General features: G+C 55.5%; 18 protein-coding genes. 3 read left to right on the forward strand and 15 right to left on the reverse strand.

Features of this window, described 5'->3' with window-relative positions; translation table 11 throughout:
- Positions 1-6: 6 nt before the first annotated feature.
- The 8 genes from fusA to fkpA all read right to left on the reverse strand — a co-directional run bounded on the left by fusA (position 7) and on the right by fkpA (position 6,032).
- Positions 7-2,121 carry an elongation factor G gene (fusA, locus tag ACQG2Q_RS23475; RefSeq protein WP_022649591.1) on the reverse strand — a complete coding sequence of 705 codons (2,115 nt, stop codon included), beginning with the start codon at positions 2,119-2,121 and terminating at the stop codon, positions 7-9.
- A gap of 96 nt (positions 2,122-2,217) precedes the next feature.
- Complete coding sequence (gene rpsG, locus ACQG2Q_RS23480; protein ID WP_003861706.1) at positions 2,218-2,688, reverse strand: 30S ribosomal protein S7; 471 nt, start codon at positions 2,686-2,688, stop codon at positions 2,218-2,220.
- Positions 2,689-2,784: 96 nt separating this feature from the next.
- A complete protein-coding gene (rpsL, locus tag ACQG2Q_RS23485) occupies positions 2,785-3,159 on the reverse strand; it encodes a 30S ribosomal protein S12 (protein ID WP_000246815.1) in 375 nt (124 codons plus the stop codon).
- 124 nt (positions 3,160-3,283) lie between these two features.
- The gene (gene tusB, locus ACQG2Q_RS23490) at positions 3,284-3,571 is read right to left on the reverse strand and encodes a sulfurtransferase complex subunit TusB (protein WP_022649592.1); all 288 of its coding nucleotides are present in this window, start codon (positions 3,569-3,571) and stop codon (positions 3,284-3,286) included.
- A 7-nt stretch (positions 3,572-3,578) separates the two neighbouring features.
- Positions 3,579-3,938 carry a sulfurtransferase complex subunit TusC gene (gene tusC, locus ACQG2Q_RS23495; RefSeq protein WP_023298759.1) on the reverse strand — a complete coding sequence of 120 codons (360 nt, stop codon included), beginning with the start codon at positions 3,936-3,938 and terminating at the stop codon, positions 3,579-3,581.
- Positions 3,938-4,324 carry a sulfurtransferase complex subunit TusD gene (gene tusD / locus ACQG2Q_RS23500; RefSeq protein ID WP_003861699.1) on the reverse strand — a complete coding sequence of 129 codons (387 nt, stop codon included), beginning with the start codon at positions 4,322-4,324 and terminating at the stop codon, positions 3,938-3,940. The genes tusC and tusD overlap by 1 nt, the downstream gene beginning before the upstream one ends.
- Positions 4,324-5,046, reverse strand: a complete 723-nt coding sequence (locus ACQG2Q_RS23505; protein WP_003861697.1) for a helix-turn-helix transcriptional regulator — start codon at positions 5,044-5,046, stop codon at positions 4,324-4,326. Before ACQG2Q_RS23505 ends, tusD begins: the two co-directional genes overlap by 1 nt.
- 167 nt (positions 5,047-5,213) lie before the next feature.
- Positions 5,214-6,032, reverse strand: a complete 819-nt coding sequence (gene fkpA / locus ACQG2Q_RS23510; RefSeq protein ID WP_003861695.1) for an FKBP-type peptidyl-prolyl cis-trans isomerase — start codon at positions 6,030-6,032, stop codon at positions 5,214-5,216.
- 238 nt (positions 6,033-6,270) lie between these two features.
- Here fkpA and ACQG2Q_RS23515 point away from each other — a divergent pair, with 238 nt between their 5' ends.
- A complete protein-coding gene (locus ACQG2Q_RS23515; protein WP_023298761.1) occupies positions 6,271-6,489 on the forward strand; it encodes a protein SlyX in 219 nt (72 codons plus the stop codon).
- A gap of 51 nt (positions 6,490-6,540) precedes the next feature.
- Here ACQG2Q_RS23515 and slyD read toward each other — a convergent pair whose 3' ends face one another.
- From slyD to kefG, 4 genes are all read right to left on the reverse strand, one after another.
- Entirely contained in the window at positions 6,541-7,131 is a 591-nt protein-coding gene (gene slyD / locus ACQG2Q_RS23520) for a peptidylprolyl isomerase (protein ID WP_003861691.1), read from the reverse strand.
- A gap of 94 nt (positions 7,132-7,225) precedes the next feature.
- The gene (locus ACQG2Q_RS23525; RefSeq protein ID WP_022649597.1) at positions 7,226-7,426 is read right to left on the reverse strand and encodes a YheV family putative zinc ribbon protein; all 201 of its coding nucleotides are present in this window, start codon (positions 7,424-7,426) and stop codon (positions 7,226-7,228) included.
- 13 nt (positions 7,427-7,439) lie between these two features.
- The gene (kefB, locus tag ACQG2Q_RS23530; protein WP_003861688.1) at positions 7,440-9,245 is read right to left on the reverse strand and encodes a glutathione-regulated potassium-efflux system protein KefB; all 1,806 of its coding nucleotides are present in this window, start codon (positions 9,243-9,245) and stop codon (positions 7,440-7,442) included.
- Positions 9,245-9,796, reverse strand: a complete 552-nt coding sequence (kefG, locus tag ACQG2Q_RS23535; protein WP_058645869.1) for a glutathione-regulated potassium-efflux system ancillary protein KefG — start codon at positions 9,794-9,796, stop codon at positions 9,245-9,247. Before kefG ends, kefB begins: the two co-directional genes overlap by 1 nt.
- A 132-nt stretch (positions 9,797-9,928) precedes the next feature.
- Here kefG and ACQG2Q_RS23540 point away from each other — a divergent pair, with 132 nt between their 5' ends.
- Together ACQG2Q_RS23540 and ACQG2Q_RS23545 are read left to right on the forward strand one after the other, a co-directional pair.
- A complete protein-coding gene (locus ACQG2Q_RS23540; RefSeq protein WP_023298762.1) occupies positions 9,929-11,833 on the forward strand; it encodes an ABC transporter ATP-binding protein in 1,905 nt (634 codons plus the stop codon).
- 15 nt (positions 11,834-11,848) lie between these two features.
- Positions 11,849-12,781, forward strand: coding sequence for a LysR substrate-binding domain-containing protein (locus tag ACQG2Q_RS23545; RefSeq protein WP_063850304.1), 933 nt, complete (start codon positions 11,849-11,851; stop codon positions 12,779-12,781).
- 86 nt (positions 12,782-12,867) lie between these two features.
- Here the strand turns inward: ACQG2Q_RS23545 and mdcH are convergent, their stop codons facing one another.
- Genes mdcH through ACQG2Q_RS23560 form a run of 3 tightly spaced genes read right to left on the reverse strand, consistent with a single transcriptional unit; the run spans position 12,868 to position 15,343 of the window.
- Positions 12,868-13,764 (reverse strand): malonate decarboxylase subunit epsilon, encoded by an 897-nt coding sequence (gene mdcH / locus ACQG2Q_RS23550; protein WP_063850306.1) that lies wholly within the window; start codon positions 13,762-13,764, stop codon positions 12,868-12,870.
- On the reverse strand, positions 13,764-14,381 hold the full coding sequence (locus ACQG2Q_RS23555; protein ID WP_045308974.1) for a malonate decarboxylase holo-ACP synthase: 618 nt from the start codon (positions 14,379-14,381) through the stop codon (positions 13,764-13,766). The genes mdcH and ACQG2Q_RS23555 overlap by 1 nt, the downstream gene beginning before the upstream one ends.
- A gap of 2 nt (positions 14,382-14,383) precedes the next feature.
- Entirely contained in the window at positions 14,384-15,343 is a 960-nt protein-coding gene (locus tag ACQG2Q_RS23560; RefSeq protein WP_023307100.1) for an AEC family transporter, read from the reverse strand.
- Positions 15,344-15,376 lie beyond the last annotated feature (33 nt).

Below are 15,376 nucleotides of genomic sequence, written 5' to 3' on the forward strand. Positions count from 1 at the left end.
TGTGGATTACTTACCACGGGCTTCGATAACGGCCTGAGCAACGTTGTTCGGCGCATCATCATACTTCAGGAATTCCATAGTGTATGATGCACGACCTTTGGTCAGAGAACGCAGCTGAGTTGCATATCCGAACATTTCAGACAGCGGAACTTCAGCGTGGATCTTAACGCCAGTTACTTCGGATTCCTGACCACGCAGCATACCGCGACGACGGCTCAAGTCACCGATAACGTCACCGGTGTTCTCTTCCGGAGTTTCTACTTCAACCTTCATGATTGGCTCAAGCAGAACTGGTTTTGCTTTCTTAAAGCCTTCTTTAAAGGCAATAGACGCAGCCAGTTTAAACGCCAGTTCAGAGGAGTCAACGTCGTGGTAAGAACCGAAGTGCAGACGAACACCCATGTCTACAACCGGGTAACCAGCCAGAGGACCAGCTTTCAGCTGCTCCTGGATACCTTTATCAACGGCAGGGATGTATTCGCCAGGAATTACACCACCTTTGATGTCGTTGATGAACTCGTAACCTTTAGGGTTAGAGCCCGGCTCCAGTGGGTACATGTCGATCACAACGTGACCGTACTGACCGCGACCACCAGACTGCTTAGCGTGTTTACCTTCAACATCGGTAACTTTCGCGCGAATCGCTTCGCGGTAAGCAACCTGAGGTTTACCCACGTTCGCTTCAACGTTGAATTCACGCTTCATACGGTCAACGATGATGTCCAGGTGCAGTTCACCCATACCAGCGATGATGGTCTGGTTAGATTCTTCATCAGTCCATACGCGGAATGATGGGTCTTCTTTCGCCAGACGGCCCAGAGCCAGACCCATTTTTTCCTGGTCAGCTTTGGTTTTTGGTTCAACCGCGATGGAGATTACCGGCTCAGGGAATTCCATACGCTCCAGAATGATCGGGTGATCCGGGTCACACAGGGTGTCACCAGTAGTCACGTCTTTCAGACCGATAGCAGCAGCGATGTCGCCCGCACGAACTTCTTTGATCTCTTCACGTTTGTTAGCGTGCATCTGTACGATACGGCCAAAACGTTCACGCGCCGATTTCACGGAGTTCAGGATGGTGTCACCGGAGTTAACCACACCAGAGTAAACGCGGAAGAAGGTCAGGTTACCCACGAATGGGTCGGTAGCAATTTTGAACGCCAGCGCAGAGAACGGCTCGTCATCACTTGCGTGACGCTCAGCCGGAGTATCTTTACCGTCGTCCAGGATGCCGTTGATCGCAGGAACGTCAACCGGGGATGGCAGGTAGTCAACTACCGCATCCAGCATTGCCTGAACACCTTTGTTCTTGAACGCAGAACCACAGGTTACCAGGATGATTTCGTTGTTCAGAACACGCTGACGCAGAGCAGATTTGATCTCTTGCTCAGTCAGTTCTTCACCACCCAGGTATTTCTCCATCAGCTCTTCAGAAGCTTCTGCTGCGGATTCGATCAGGTTCTGGTGCCATTCGTCAGCCAGGTCCTGCATCTCTGCCGGGATATCTTCGTATTCGAAGGTAACGCCCGCATCTGCTTCGTTCCAGTTGATGGCTTTCATTTTCACCAGGTCGATAACACCGGTGAAGCCTTCTTCAGCACCAATTGCCAGCTGAAGCGGAACAGGGTTCGCGCCCAGACGGGTTTTGATCTGGCCAACAACTTTCAGGAAGTTAGCACCCATACGGTCCATTTTGTTAACGAACGCGATGCGTGGAACTTTATATTTGTTAGCCTGACGCCATACGGTTTCAGACTGTGGCTGAACACCACCAACTGCGCAATAAACCATTACCGCGCCGTCAAGAACACGCATGGAACGTTCTACTTCGATGGTGAAGTCAACGTGCCCTGGGGTGTCGATGATGTTTACGCGATGCGGTTCGTACTGCTTAGCCATACCTGACCAGAAAGCAGTAGTCGCTGCGGAGGTGATAGTAATACCACGCTCCTGCTCCTGTTCCATCCAGTCCATGGTGGCTGCGCCGTCATGAACTTCACCGATTTTATGGTTTACACCGGTGTAGAACAGAATACGTTCGGTAGTAGTGGTTTTACCGGCGTCGATGTGCGCACTGATACCGATGTTACGGTAGCGTGCGATGGGTGTTGTACGAGCCATTTGATTCCTCGTTTATATCTTTAGGCGTTCAGTTAAGTTACCCAGAGCGGGCGGCTTCTCTGAAGCGCCCGCCTGGTGACTACGACTCCGAAGGGATTACCAACGGTAGTGTGCGAACGCCTTGTTGGCTTCTGCCATACGGTGAACGTCTTCACGTTTCTTAACTGCAGTACCTTTGTTTTCTGCAGCATCAGAAAGTTCGTTCGCCAGACGCAGAGCCATGGATTTATCACCGCGTTTACGAGCAGCTTCAACGATCCAACGCATTGCCAGAGCATTACGACGAACCGGACGAACTTCAACTGGAACCTGATAAGTAGAACCACCAACGCGGCGAGACTTAACTTCTACAGTCGGGCGCACGTTGTCGAGAGCGACTTCGAAAGCTTCCAGTTCATTTTTACCAGAACGCTGAGCCAGGGTCTCCAGCGCGCTGTATACGATTGCTTCTGCAGTAGATTTTTTACCATCTACCATCAGGATATTTACAAATTTTGCCAGCAGTTCTGATCCGAATTTCGGATCTGGAAGAATTTTACGCTGACCAATGACGCGACGACGTGGCATGGGATTACTCCGTTGTTAATTCAGGATTGTCCAAAACTCTACGAGTTTAGTTTGACATTAAGATAAATCAGTTTGGCCTTACTTAACGGAGAACCATTAAGCCTTAGGACGCTTCACGCCGTACTTGGAGCGAGCCTGCTTACGGTCTTTAACACCTGAGCAGTCCAGCGCACCACGAACGGTGTGGTAACGAACACCCGGAAGGTCTTTAACACGACCGCCACGGATCAGGATCACGGAGTGCTCCTGAAGGTTGTGACCTTCACCACCGATGTAGGAAGTCACTTCGAAACCGTTAGTCAAACGCACACGGCATACTTTACGCAGTGCGGAGTTTGGTTTTTTAGGAGTGGTGGTATATACACGAGTACATACGCCACGTTTCTGCGGGCAGGCTTCCAGCGCAGGCACGTTGCTTTTTGCAACTTTGCGTGCACGTGGTTTGCGTACCAGCTGGTTAACTGTTGCCATTAAATAGCTCCTGGTTTTAGCTTTTGCTTCGTAAACACGTAATAAAACGACCTCATACAATATGAGGACGCGAAATTTTAGGGCTACGTCGAAAAGGTGTCAAGAAATATACAGCGATCTCAAATCACCAGTTCATTTGACTGGCGTGCGTCACAGTAAGATTGACGAAATCAGTATAGCCAACCACGTCAATTTTGGCTGAAATTTGACCAGAAAGACCCCGCGCATCCAGATCCTCTTTAAGCGCAGAGACTGTTATGGGGGCATTAGCGAGGATTTCAACAAAACGGCTGCCATCAAGCGCCGCGAGCACACCATCCTGAATCAGCAGCAGATCATCGCCTTCGCGCAGCATGCTCAGTAACGTGTCGATATCGCATTGCCACGGTGAACGGCTCAGGGTATGGAGCATGATAGCCTCAGAAAGTCAGAACGGTATCGTAGTGAGAAAGTTGTTCGCGCAGCGCAGAAGATGTCAGGATCGTCACGTCCAGCACGAACGGTATTTTCTCATTTAACCCACGAGCGGCCAGCGAGTCGGCGCACACATAGAAGGTTTCAATGTCATAGAGCGGCAGAACTTTAAAGGTCGCAATGTAGTCGCGCGCAAGAATAGCCTGCGGTTGTTGGCCTGCCAGAAGCTGGAATACGCCATCGCCTAAAAAGAAGACGCCAATATCTTCGGTTAAAGCCGAGGTCGCGAGCAATGCATCCAGCCCTTCCCGGCCTGAAGCGCTGCCATGCGGGGCAGAAGTAAAAACAAACGCTACGCGCTTCATCAAAATTGCACCACTCTGTCGCAGGTCAACGCCGCCTGTGCTAATGCGCCTAATCCGCTGAGCGAAAAGCCCGGTTGCAGGTTAGCCCCTGCCAGACCAAGGCGTTCGGCTTCAGTCGCATCCGTCACGCCGCGACGCAGTGCCGCCGCGACGCAGATATGCAGGTCGACGCCCTGCGTTTCGTTTAATTTTTGCCAGGCGCGCACAAGGTCAAACTCATCGCTCGCCGGGGACGTAAACTGGTTCGCGTTATAGACCCCTTCACGATAGAAGAAGACGCTTGCCAGTTCATGACCGGCATCAAGCAGCGCATGGGCAAACTGTAGCGCGCTGCTGGCCTGCTGGGTACCGTACGCCGGGCCCGTCACCATTAACGCAAAACGCATTACTTGTCTTGCCCCAGGAAGTCGCCGCTTTTGAACTGGCGAATATAGAGGTAAACCGTGTGTTTGGAGATATTCAGGCGATCGGCCACCTGGTTGATGGCATCTTTGATATCAAAAATCCCTTTCTCATAGAGGTTCAGGACGATCTGACGATTCTTGGCGTTGTTGGATACGTTGCGATCGGCATTCACCTCTTCAATGGTGAACTCCAGCGTCTGTGTCACGAGATCCTCAACAGAAGAGGCAAAGTTCACCGATGAGCCCACGTCCGGCGTTTCTGGCGGAATGAAAGTGCTCATGATTTGCGAGAATGGCACATCAAGGTTCATGTTGATGCACAGCAGACCGATCACCCGGTGTTCGCGGTTTCGAATCGCGATAGTTTCTGATTTCATCAGCACGCCGCTTTTGGCGCGGGTGAAATAGCATTTTGAGACGCTGCTGTCCGCGCCGGTCATGTCATGCAACATACGCAATGCAAGGTCGGTGATTGGCGAACCAATTTTACGGCCAGTGTGCTCACCATTCGCAATGCGGATAGCGGAACACTTAAGATCTTGCAGGGAATGCAATACGATTTCGCAGTGGGAACCAATGAGCATCGCTAACCCGTCCACTACCGCTTCGTAGGATTTCAGAATATCGAAGTCGGTCTGGTCAAATGGACGTTGATCCAGCAAATCAAGTTCACTGGTTTCGTTGGTTAAAAGCGACCTGGACATGAAAAAAACACTCCTTTTCAGGAGCCTGTCGTTAGGTTTTCAGGGCAGGCTCATTATCTACACGGACAACTAAATTAATACAGCGTGTATAACGCTTTCCAGTGTTAATTATATCTGCCCCACAATAAAAAAACCGCCGCCTGTAAAGGCGGCGGTTTTTTTCAGCATTACTTCTTAGCTGCTGCGGCTTTGTCGTCAGCCGGTGCGTCTGTTTTCGCATCCGCTTTCGGCGCCGGTTTGATGTCCAGCAGTTCTACATCAAATACCAGCGTAGAGTTAGCCGGGATACCCGGAACGCCGGTTTTGCCGTAAGCCAGATCCGGTGGGATGACCAGCTTGATTTTACCGCCTTTCTTGATGTTCTTCAGGCCTTCGGTCCAGCCCGGGATCACACCGTCCAGACGGAAGGAGAGAGGCTCACCGCGAGTATAAGAGTTATCGAATTCTTTACCGTCGATCAGCGTACCTTTGTAGTTAACTACAACGGTGTCGCTGTCTTTAGGCGCGTCGCCGGTACCTTCTTTCTCAACTTTATAGATCAGGCCAGTAGAAGACGTTTTAACGCCTTTCTCTTTAGCGAACTTATCGCGGTAGGCTTTGCCTTTCGCTTCGTTATCTTTAGCGTCTGCTTCCATCTTGGTCTGAGCGGCGCCTTTCACGCGCGCTTCAAACGCTTGCAGAGTCTGCTCGATTTCCTGGTCAGACAGTTTGCTCTTGTCTGCGAACGCATCCTGAACCCCTGCGATCAGCTGGTTTTTGTCCAGTTTGATGCCCAGTTTCTCTTGTTCTTTCAGAGAGTTTTCCATGTAACGGCCCAGAGACGCGCCAAGTGCGTAGGCGGATTTCTGGTCGTCATTCTTGAATGCCGCTTTGCTGTCTGTAGTCGCAGCAGGCTTCGCAGCAGTATCAGCAGCGAAAGACAGCGGCGCATTGAGCGCTACAGCCATAGTGGTCGCCAGCAGCGTAACTTTAAACAGTGATTTCATCCATATCTCCAGGACCTGAGGTCTCTCACCCCAGTGTTAAACGTAAATGAGTGACGTACTATAAAACGTTGTGGAAGAAATCTACAGACAGACTCCCCCGAATGTCGCTTCTTTTCAGACTATTTTTGTTTAAATAAGTTTCTTGTCAGGGAGATGGATACTGTACTTAAGGAAAAAGTCAGATAAACTTCGCCGCCGCTGGTCCATTATGGCGCATGAGAGATAAACGAGGTGAATGATGAAGGATACAACGATCGAAGCGAGACTGGCTGAGCTGGAAAGCCGCCTGGCTTTTCAGGACATCACCATCGAAGAACTGAACCAGACCGTGACGGCTCATGAGCTTGAAATGGCAAAAATGCGCGATTTGATGCGACTTCTCACTGAAAAAGTGAAGGCAACGCAGTCGTCGCACATCGCCTCTCAGGCTGAAGAGACGCCACCACCTCATTATTGAGGCGTAAAAAAAGCGGGATTATCCCGCTTTTTTATTTTCCGCAGTACGGAATCAGTGGCAGCCGCAGCCGCCGTTACCGCAACCACCTTTACCGTGGCCGTGGTCATGACCATGATCGTGGCCGTGACCACCGCAGCAGCCGTCGTGGCCGTGATCGTGGTCATGGTCGTGACCGTGCGCACCATGAACGTGGCCATGAGCCAGCTCTTCTTCGGTCGCTTCACGGATAGCAACAACTTCTACGTTGAACTTCAGGTTCTGACCAGCCAGCATGTGGTTGCCGTCAACCACAACGTGGTCGTCTTCAACTTCTGTGATTTCAACCGGAACCGGACCCTGGTCAGTTTCAGCCAGGAAGCGCATGCCAACCTGCAACTCGTCAACGCCCATGAACACGTCTTTAGGAACGCGCTGAACCAGGTTGTCATCATACTGACCGTAAGCGTCGTTCGCGCCGACAGCAACGTCGAATTTGTCGCCAACTTCATGACCTTCCAGCGCCGTTTCCAGGCCGGAAATCAGGGAACCGTGACCATGCAGGTAGTCCAGCGGCGCACTCACCGGAGACTCATCAACCAACACACCGTCTTCTGTACGTACCTGATAGGCCAGGCTGACCACCAGGTCTTTTGCTACTTTCATGATATCTCCTGAGCGTGGGAAAATTGCTGGCGCAGATTGTAGCGGAATTCTGCACCCGTGTACCCTTAAGCTTAAAAAAACTCAGAGCATATCGCTAGTCTGGATGAAAAATGCCGATCACTTGCTCTTCTTTGCGAACGTGATCGCGGGCTTCTTTGTCGGCCTCACGCATCTGGTGACCGCACTTAACACACTCAACAATATCGATATTATTCTCCCGCCACATGGCCAGCGTATCTTGCGCCTGGCAGGACGGGCATTTTGCGCCCGCGATAAAGCGTTTACGTAAAGCCATCTTTCGTTACCCTTTATTCAAATTCATCCCAGCCGTCGAGCTGGCGTCGTTCCTGTTGCATCTCACGCTGGAAGATCTCCTCCAGTTCGCGACGCGCTTCCCGCACGCGGGAGATCTGCGCCGTGTCGCTGTGCACAGGCATCAGTTCACGCAGCATTCGCATATCCAGCCGGCGGAAATGCATCTGGGCGCGTTGCGCCTGGTGAGGATGCATACCCAGCGAAACCAGCGCCTTGCGCCCCAGCTCCAGCGCGCTGGAGAAGGTTTCGCGGGAGAAGTGTTTCACACCCGCCTGCAAAAGTTCGTGAGCCTCAACACGTCCGCGCGCACGCGCCAGAATATGCAGATGCGGGAAATGCTGCTGGCACAGCTCCACCAGCTTCATTGTGTCTTCCGGATCGTTACAGGTGATGACGATGGACTCCGCAGCCTCTGCGCCCGCCGAGCGCAACAGCTCAAGCTGCGTCGCATCCCCGTAGTACACCTTATAACCATATTTGCGCATCAGGTTGACGGCGCTGATATCGCGCTCCAGCACCGTAATGCGCATTTTATTTGCCATCAACAGGCGACCAATCACCTGTCCGAAGCGGCCAAAGCCCACGACGATCACCTGCGGTTTATCATCTTCCACCCACGGCGCTTCGTCTTCATCGTCTGCGGGATTCAGGCGGCGCGACAGCAGTTTGTCCACCAGCTTCATCAGCAGCGGCGTGGTCATCATCGACAGCGTGACCGTCACCAGCAGCAGCGCCATCTGGTCATCTTTGAACAGCTTCTGAGACGACGCAGTGGAAAACAGCACAAACGCAAACTCTCCGCCCTGACTTAACACGCTGGAAAACTGCATCCTTTCCGAGCTGCGCAGCCCGTAAATCCGCGCGAGGAGATACAGCACCAGCGTTTTGACCGCCACCAGCACGGCGACACTCGCAATAACCCACAGCAGATGGGTATAGAGCACGCCAAGATTAAGCGCCATACCCACCGAGATAAAGAACAGCCCTAACAGCAGTCCCTTAAACGGATCGATGGCGGTCTCCAGCTCGTGGCGGTACTCGCTTTCCGCAAGCAGCACCCCGGCGATAAACGTCCCGAGCGCCATCGACAGCCCCAGCGCATCCATAAACAGCGCTGAACCAAGCACCAGCAGCAGCGTTGCGGCGGTGAAGACCTCGCGTACGCCGGATGCCGCAATAAACCGGAACACTGGACGCAGTAAAAACCGTCCGCCGATCAGCATCCCCGCGAAGGCCAGCACCTTCATGGAGATCTTCATCCAGTCGAAATGATCGTCTCCGGAGCCTGCCAGCAGCGGCACCAGCGCCAGCGCCGGGATCACCGCTAAATCCTGGAACAGCAGCACCGAAAAGCCCAGTTGCCCCGCCTCGTTGCGGTTCATCCCTTTGTCGCGCATCAGCTGAAGCGCCATCGCCGTCGACGACATCGCAAGACCGATCCCGCCAATCACCGCGGCCTGCCAGGAAAACTGCGTCAGCATCAGCAGGCCCGCCAGAATGGCGGCGCTGAGCAACACCTGCGCCGCCCCGACGCCAAAAATAGATTGCCGCAGTTGCCACAGCTTGGACGGATTAAGCTCAAGCCCGATGATAAACATCAGGAATACCACGCCCAGCTCGGAGAAGTGGAGAATTTCATCCACATCGCTGATAAACCCAAGCCCCCAGGGACCAATGGCTATCCCCGCCAGCAAATAGCCCAGCACCGCGCCAATGCCGAGACGCGCGGCAAGGGGGACCGCGACGACGGCGGCAAACAAAAACAGCACCCCGGCGAGGAGTAAATTCGAACCGTCCATTAGCGTCCTCCCGCCGGAATCGGTGACGCCAGCCATTCGCCATAGGCCCTGGCATGGCTCGCCAGCGCTTTCGGATCCTGCCGCCGTGCCCAGTAGATAATAATCGGGCTCATCCAGTGCATACGGCACATCGCCGCCGTCAGCTCAAACGGCCGCAGAATGTCGCTCATGGGGTAACGGTTCAGCCCGTCGTGACGGTAAGCGCTTTCCGGCTCACCGGTGGTAATGACACTCCGCCAGTACTTTCCCGCCAGCTGGTTGCCCCCCACCCCGCTGGAAAAGCCCCGGCTCAGGACGCGGTCCAGCCACTCTTTCAGCAGCGCCGGACAGCTATAGGTATAAAGTGGATGCTGCAACACAATCACGTCGTGCTGACGCAGCAGTTCCTGCTCGTAAGGAATATCAATAAAGAAATCGGGATAATGCGCGTAGAGATCGTGCACCGTTACGTTACTGAGCTGTGTGGCCGGCTTAAGCAGCACCCGGTTTGCCACCGAGTCCTGTGATTCCGGATGGGCATACAGCAGCAGCACTTTCGCTGTCTGAGACATCACTCCCCTCCCGGTTCTGTTTTTGTGTATTGTTGTCGTTTTGGGCTACCATGGCGGCCCGGTGGGGAAATTGGCCCACACCTTACATTATCATAATGACAAATTAACATAGTCGGAACATACGGCGCTTCTATGATTGTTTTCTCCTCGTTACAAATTCGTCGCGGCGTGCGCGTCCTGCTGGATAACGCGACTGCTACCATCAACCCGGGCCAGAAAGTGGGGCTGGTCGGCAAAAACGGCTGCGGTAAATCCACCCTGCTGGCACTGCTGAAAAACGAGATAAGCGCGGATGGCGGGAACTTTACCTTCCCGGGCAACTGGCAGCTCGCCTGGGTAAACCAGGAGACCCCCGCGCTGAGCGAACCGGCGCTCGACTATGTTATCGACGGCGACCGTGAATACCGCAAGCTCGAAGCGGAGCTCAACGCCGCCAACGAACGCAACGACGGCCACGCCATCGCCACCGTCCACGGCAAGCTGGACGCCATCGACGCCTGGACCATTCGCTCCCGCGCCTCCAGCCTGCTGCACGGCCTGGGCTTCAGCAACGAACAGCTTGAACGCCCGGTGAGCGATTTCTCGGGTGGCTGGCGTATGCGCCTTAACCTGGCGCAGGCGCTGATCTGCCGCTCTGACCTCCTGCTGCTCGATGAACCGACCAACCACCTCGATCTCGATGCGGTTATTTGGCTGGAGAAGTGGCTCAAGAGCTATCAGGGCACTCTGATTCTGATCTCCCACGACCGCGACTTCCTCGACCCGGTGGTGGATAAAATCATTCATATCGAACAGCAAAGCCTGTTCGAGTACACCGGCAACTACAGCTCTTTCGAGCGCCAGCGCGCGACGCGCCTCGCCCAGCAGCAGGCGATGTATGAAAGCCAGCAGCAGCGCGTGGCGCACCTGCAAAGCTTTGTGGATCGCTTCAAGGCCAAGGCGTCAAAAGCCAAGCAGGCGCAGAGCCGCGTCAAAATGCTGGAACGCATGGAGATGATTGCCCCCGCGCACGTGGATAACCCGTTCCACTTCAGCTTCCGCGAGCCGGAGAGCCTGCCGAACCCGCTGCTGAAGATGGAAAAAGTGAGCGCGGGCTATGGCGATCGCATTATTCTCGACTCTATCAAGCTCAACCTGGTGCCGGGTTCACGCATCGGTCTGCTGGGGCGTAACGGCGCCGGTAAATCGACGCTGATCAAGCTGCTGGCGGGCGAGCTTAACCCGGTCAGCGGCGAAATCGGGCTGGCAAAGGGCATCAAGCTTGGCTACTTCGCCCAGCATCAGCTGGAATTTTTACGCGCCGATGAATCGCCGATCCAGCACCTGGCGCGCCTGGCGCCGCAGGAGATGGAGCAGAAGCTGCGTGACTACCTCGGCGGCTTTGGCTTCCAGGGCGATAAGGTGACTGAAAATACAGCGCGTTTCTCCGGCGGCGAAAAAGCGCGTCTGGTGCTGGCGCTGATCGTCTGGCAGCGTCCAAACCTGCTGCTGCTCGATGAACCGACCAACCACCTCGATCTCGACATGCGTCAGGCGCTGACCGAAGCGCTGATCGAGTTCGAAGGGGCGCTGGTTGTCGTTTCGCACGATCGCCACCTGATCCGCTCCACCACCGACGATCTCTATCTGGTTCACGGCGGCAAAGTGGAGCCGTTCGACGGCGATCTGGAAGATTACCAGCAGTGGTTGACGGACGTGCAGAAGCAGGAAAACCAGCCGGAAGAGTCAGCGAAAGACAACGCCAACAGCGCCCAGGCGCGTAAAGACCAGAAGCGCCGTGAAGCGGAACTGCGCACCCAGACTCAGCCGCTGCGTAAAGAGATTACCCGTCTCGAAAAAGAGATGGAAAAGCTTAACGCCACGCTTGCCGCCGTCGAAGAGAAGCTGGGCGACAGCGAACTGTACGATCAGAGCCGCAAAGCGGAGCTGACGGACTGTCTGCAAACGCAGGCGAAAACCAAATCCAGTCTCGAAGAGTGCGAAATGGCATGGCTGGACGCGCAGGAACAGCTGGAAGCGATGCTGCAAGCCGACTAACACGCCGGGAGGGTTATGGGCTTCGATACCACGAGCGAGATTACATTCCGTAAGCTCAGCATCTTCATGACGTTCATGGACAAGGGCAATATCGCACGTACCGCCGAAACGCTCGGCCTGAGCGGTGTCAGCGTGCACCGCGCGCTGCATACCCTAGAAGAGAACGTCCGCTGCCCGCTCTTTGCTCACAAAGGGCGTAACCTGATTGCCCTCCCCTCCGCATGGACGCTGCTGGAGTATTGTCAGGAGGTGATGCAGGTGATGGAGCGCGGGCTGGAAGAGTCGCGCAAGATTGCCGGTATCGGCCAGGGACGGTTGCGCGTCGGTACGCTTTACTCGCTGACGCTGGAAACCGTGCCGCGCCTGATAATGGGCATGAAGCTGCGCCGTCCGGATCTGGAGATGGATCTGACGATGGGCTCGAACGAAACCCTGCTCCATATGCTGGATGAGGGGTCGCTGGATGCGATTTTAATCTCTATCTCCGAAAGCGATATCGACCGTAACAGCCTCGAAGTGCTTCCTCTGTTCCATGACGATATTTTCCTTGCCGCACCAGCCTCTGCCACGCTGAATACCAGCGGCCCCGCCGATCTGCGTGACTATAAAGATCAGAAGTTTGTCGCCCTCGCGGAAGGGTTCGCCACTTACGCCGGGTTTCAGGAAGCGTTTCATATTGCCGGTTTCGAGCCGGAGATTGTGACGCGGGTAAACGATATTTTCTCGATGCTCAGCCTGGTGCAGGCGGGCGTCGGCTTTACGCTGATGCCGGGAAGGATGAAGAAGGTCTACGAGAATTCCGTGCAACTGTTGAAGCTGGCGGAGCCGTACCAGATGCAGCAGCTGATCGCGATTGTCTTTGCCCGCAACCGCGAGCAGGATCCGAGCCTGCGCGCGCTGGCCGCCGAAGGGCGGATGTATGCCAGAAGTTTGCAGGATAGTGCCTGATGTTATTGCCCGGTGGCGCTACGCTTACCGGGCCTACAATCCGGGAGTAGGCCCGGTAAGGCGCAGCCGCCACCGGGCAAAAAAACTCACGCACGAAGCCGCCCCGCCAGATGCACCGCCACGTCCACCCCGCTGCGCTCCAGCGAAATGGATTCGCCTTCCCACGCCGCCTGCCGCGTCAGGCAGGTTAATATGCCTCCCGGCGGCATCTCAATCGCCAGCCGCGCTTCACGCTCGTTAGCGGAAATCACCGCCTCCTGCCAGCGCACGGTTCGCGCCATGTTCATTGCCAGATCGTCGGCAATTTTCTCCGGCTGCCAGAGCACGCGTCCGGTACTGCCGCTCAGGTACGCGCAGCGGGGACGGGAAAGCGTGACCGATTCAAACGCCGCTGCCAGCTTCTTCGCCGGTTCCGCCAGCAGCGCGCAGTGCGATGGCACGCTCACCGCCAGCCGTTTGGCCTTGCTTGCACCCTTCGCCAGCGCGCGCTCCGCCACCTGCGCCATACCGTCATCGGTTCCGGCAATCACGATCTGCGTTTCGGCGTTCAGGTTAGCGATATAGGTTCCAGACCCCTGAATCAGGTTTTCCACCTGCGGCAGGGTCAACCCCATAATCGCCGTCAGGCCGTAGCCGTGCGGATACGCCTGCTCCATCAAATCACCGCGCAGCGCCACCAGCTTCAGCGCATCCGTAAAGTCCAGCGAGCCTGCGATAACCGCCGCAGGATAAGCGCCAATGGACAGACCGCTGACAATATCCGGCGACACGCCGCGACGTTCCAGCTCGCGCGCCCAGGCCACGCCGGCAATCAGCAGTGAAAGCTGAACCGCACGGGTGTGGGTTAACGAGGATGCGCTGTCCAGGGTATCGACTTCCGCCCCCAGCACAGCACGGGCCTGCTCCAGCCCCGTTCCCGGCAGGTTTTGCAGCATACCTTCGTGCTGTGTGCCCTGCCCCGGAAAGGTAAACAGTATTTTCATTACTCCTCCCTGTGCCATGGATCCGCTACCAGGCGCGGTCCACATTGCGTTTTTAGCAGCGTTTTGCCGTCGCGTAACCATTCTGCCAGCGCGAATCCGCCCTCGGGCGTGTCCACCTGCGTATCCACCCGGCACAACGCACGGCTGAGCTGAGCCTGCCAGTCAGTAAACGCCTCAGGGGAAACGGTACGCGGGGCGCGGATCAGCAGATCGAGATCGCTATCGGCGTGGATCACCGGAATGCCGGTCGCCAGCGCGTAACCCGTACTGCCGGTTATCCCCCACGTCCACGGCCACGACTGCTGCGCAAGCTGAAGCGCCACCTGAACCGGCGGCTGAGTGACAAACGGCGAACGCAGCAGGTCGGCGGCAACGCTCAACTCTTCGGGCGACACCACGCGCAACACATTCTCAGGCTTCACCCATCCGGCCGCCCGCTGGTTGCGGCGCAATCCGCGCACGCCAACGGGAATACGGCCTTCATTATCAACATCACGCCGCACCACTACCGGTAGCCCGGTATGCCAGGCCGCGTCTACCCAGGATTCGGTAATCCCTTCCAGGGCGTCGCGCGCGGTAAGCCAGATGAGGTCGTGTGGGCGTAATGTTGTGGTCATGATTACATTCCTGAAGTCAGCGAGATAAACAGCGGCAGCGACAGGATACACAGTATGGAGCTCAACAGCAGCACGGCTTCAGCATCCGGCGACTGCACGCCAAAGCGGTTACCGAACACCACGCCAAAGAAGCCCGCAGACAGCGCAATCATCAGGATGGCGGTGATCGCCACGGAGCCGTGCAGACCGAAGATTAAAACGATACCCCAGGCAATCGCTGGCTGGATCAGCAGCTTGGCGATAGTGGAAGTGATCACCATGGTGTTGATCTGAAGCTTACGCGCGGAGAGGATCACCCCGGTCAGGAACAGCGCCGCAGCGGTCGCGGACAGTCCCAGCGGTTTAATCGCCGCCAGTACCAGCTCTGGCATTTTGATGCCGATAGCGGACAGGATCACACCCAGCAGCGGGCCCATCACGATCGGTTTTTTAATGGAGCGCCACATCAGCACCGGCAACATGGAAAGCGTTGAACCGGAGTTATTGCCCTCGGCGCGCGCTTTTTCACGCTCCAGAATAAGCAGGCAGAACGGGGTCATCAGCACCGAACCACAGGCGATGGAGACCGCCACGGAGAGTGAAGTAGAAGAACTTTCACCCAGCACGCTGCCCAGAATCGGCAGGCCGAGCGCCGCATAGTTTGGCAGAGCGACGGTCAGCGTCAGTACGGCCGCATCCTGCGGAGATTTTTTAAAGACTTTGGTGGCGAGGAAGTAGATGGCCGCATAGGTGATCCACATCGCCAGGGTGAGCACCAGGATCAGCGGCGACTGCGCCACAATGCCGGTCCACGGGGTTTGCACGGTGGCGCTGAACAGCGCGGCAGGGAGTGCAAAATCCATAACGAAGATATTCAGCAGGGAAACATTTTTGTTATCGACCATCTTTGCTTTACCGGCCCAGAATCCCAGCAGCATGATGACGAAAATCGGTGCAAGAGCATGAACAATTACGTAAGTCATAAATCACCTGTAGTAAAAAAGTTTAAGCACTGG

It is taken from the genome of Enterobacter cloacae complex sp. 370H10 (genome assembly GCF_050031535.1).
GTDB classification, from domain to species: Bacteria; Pseudomonadota; Gammaproteobacteria; order Enterobacterales; family Enterobacteriaceae; genus Enterobacter; species Enterobacter intestinihominis.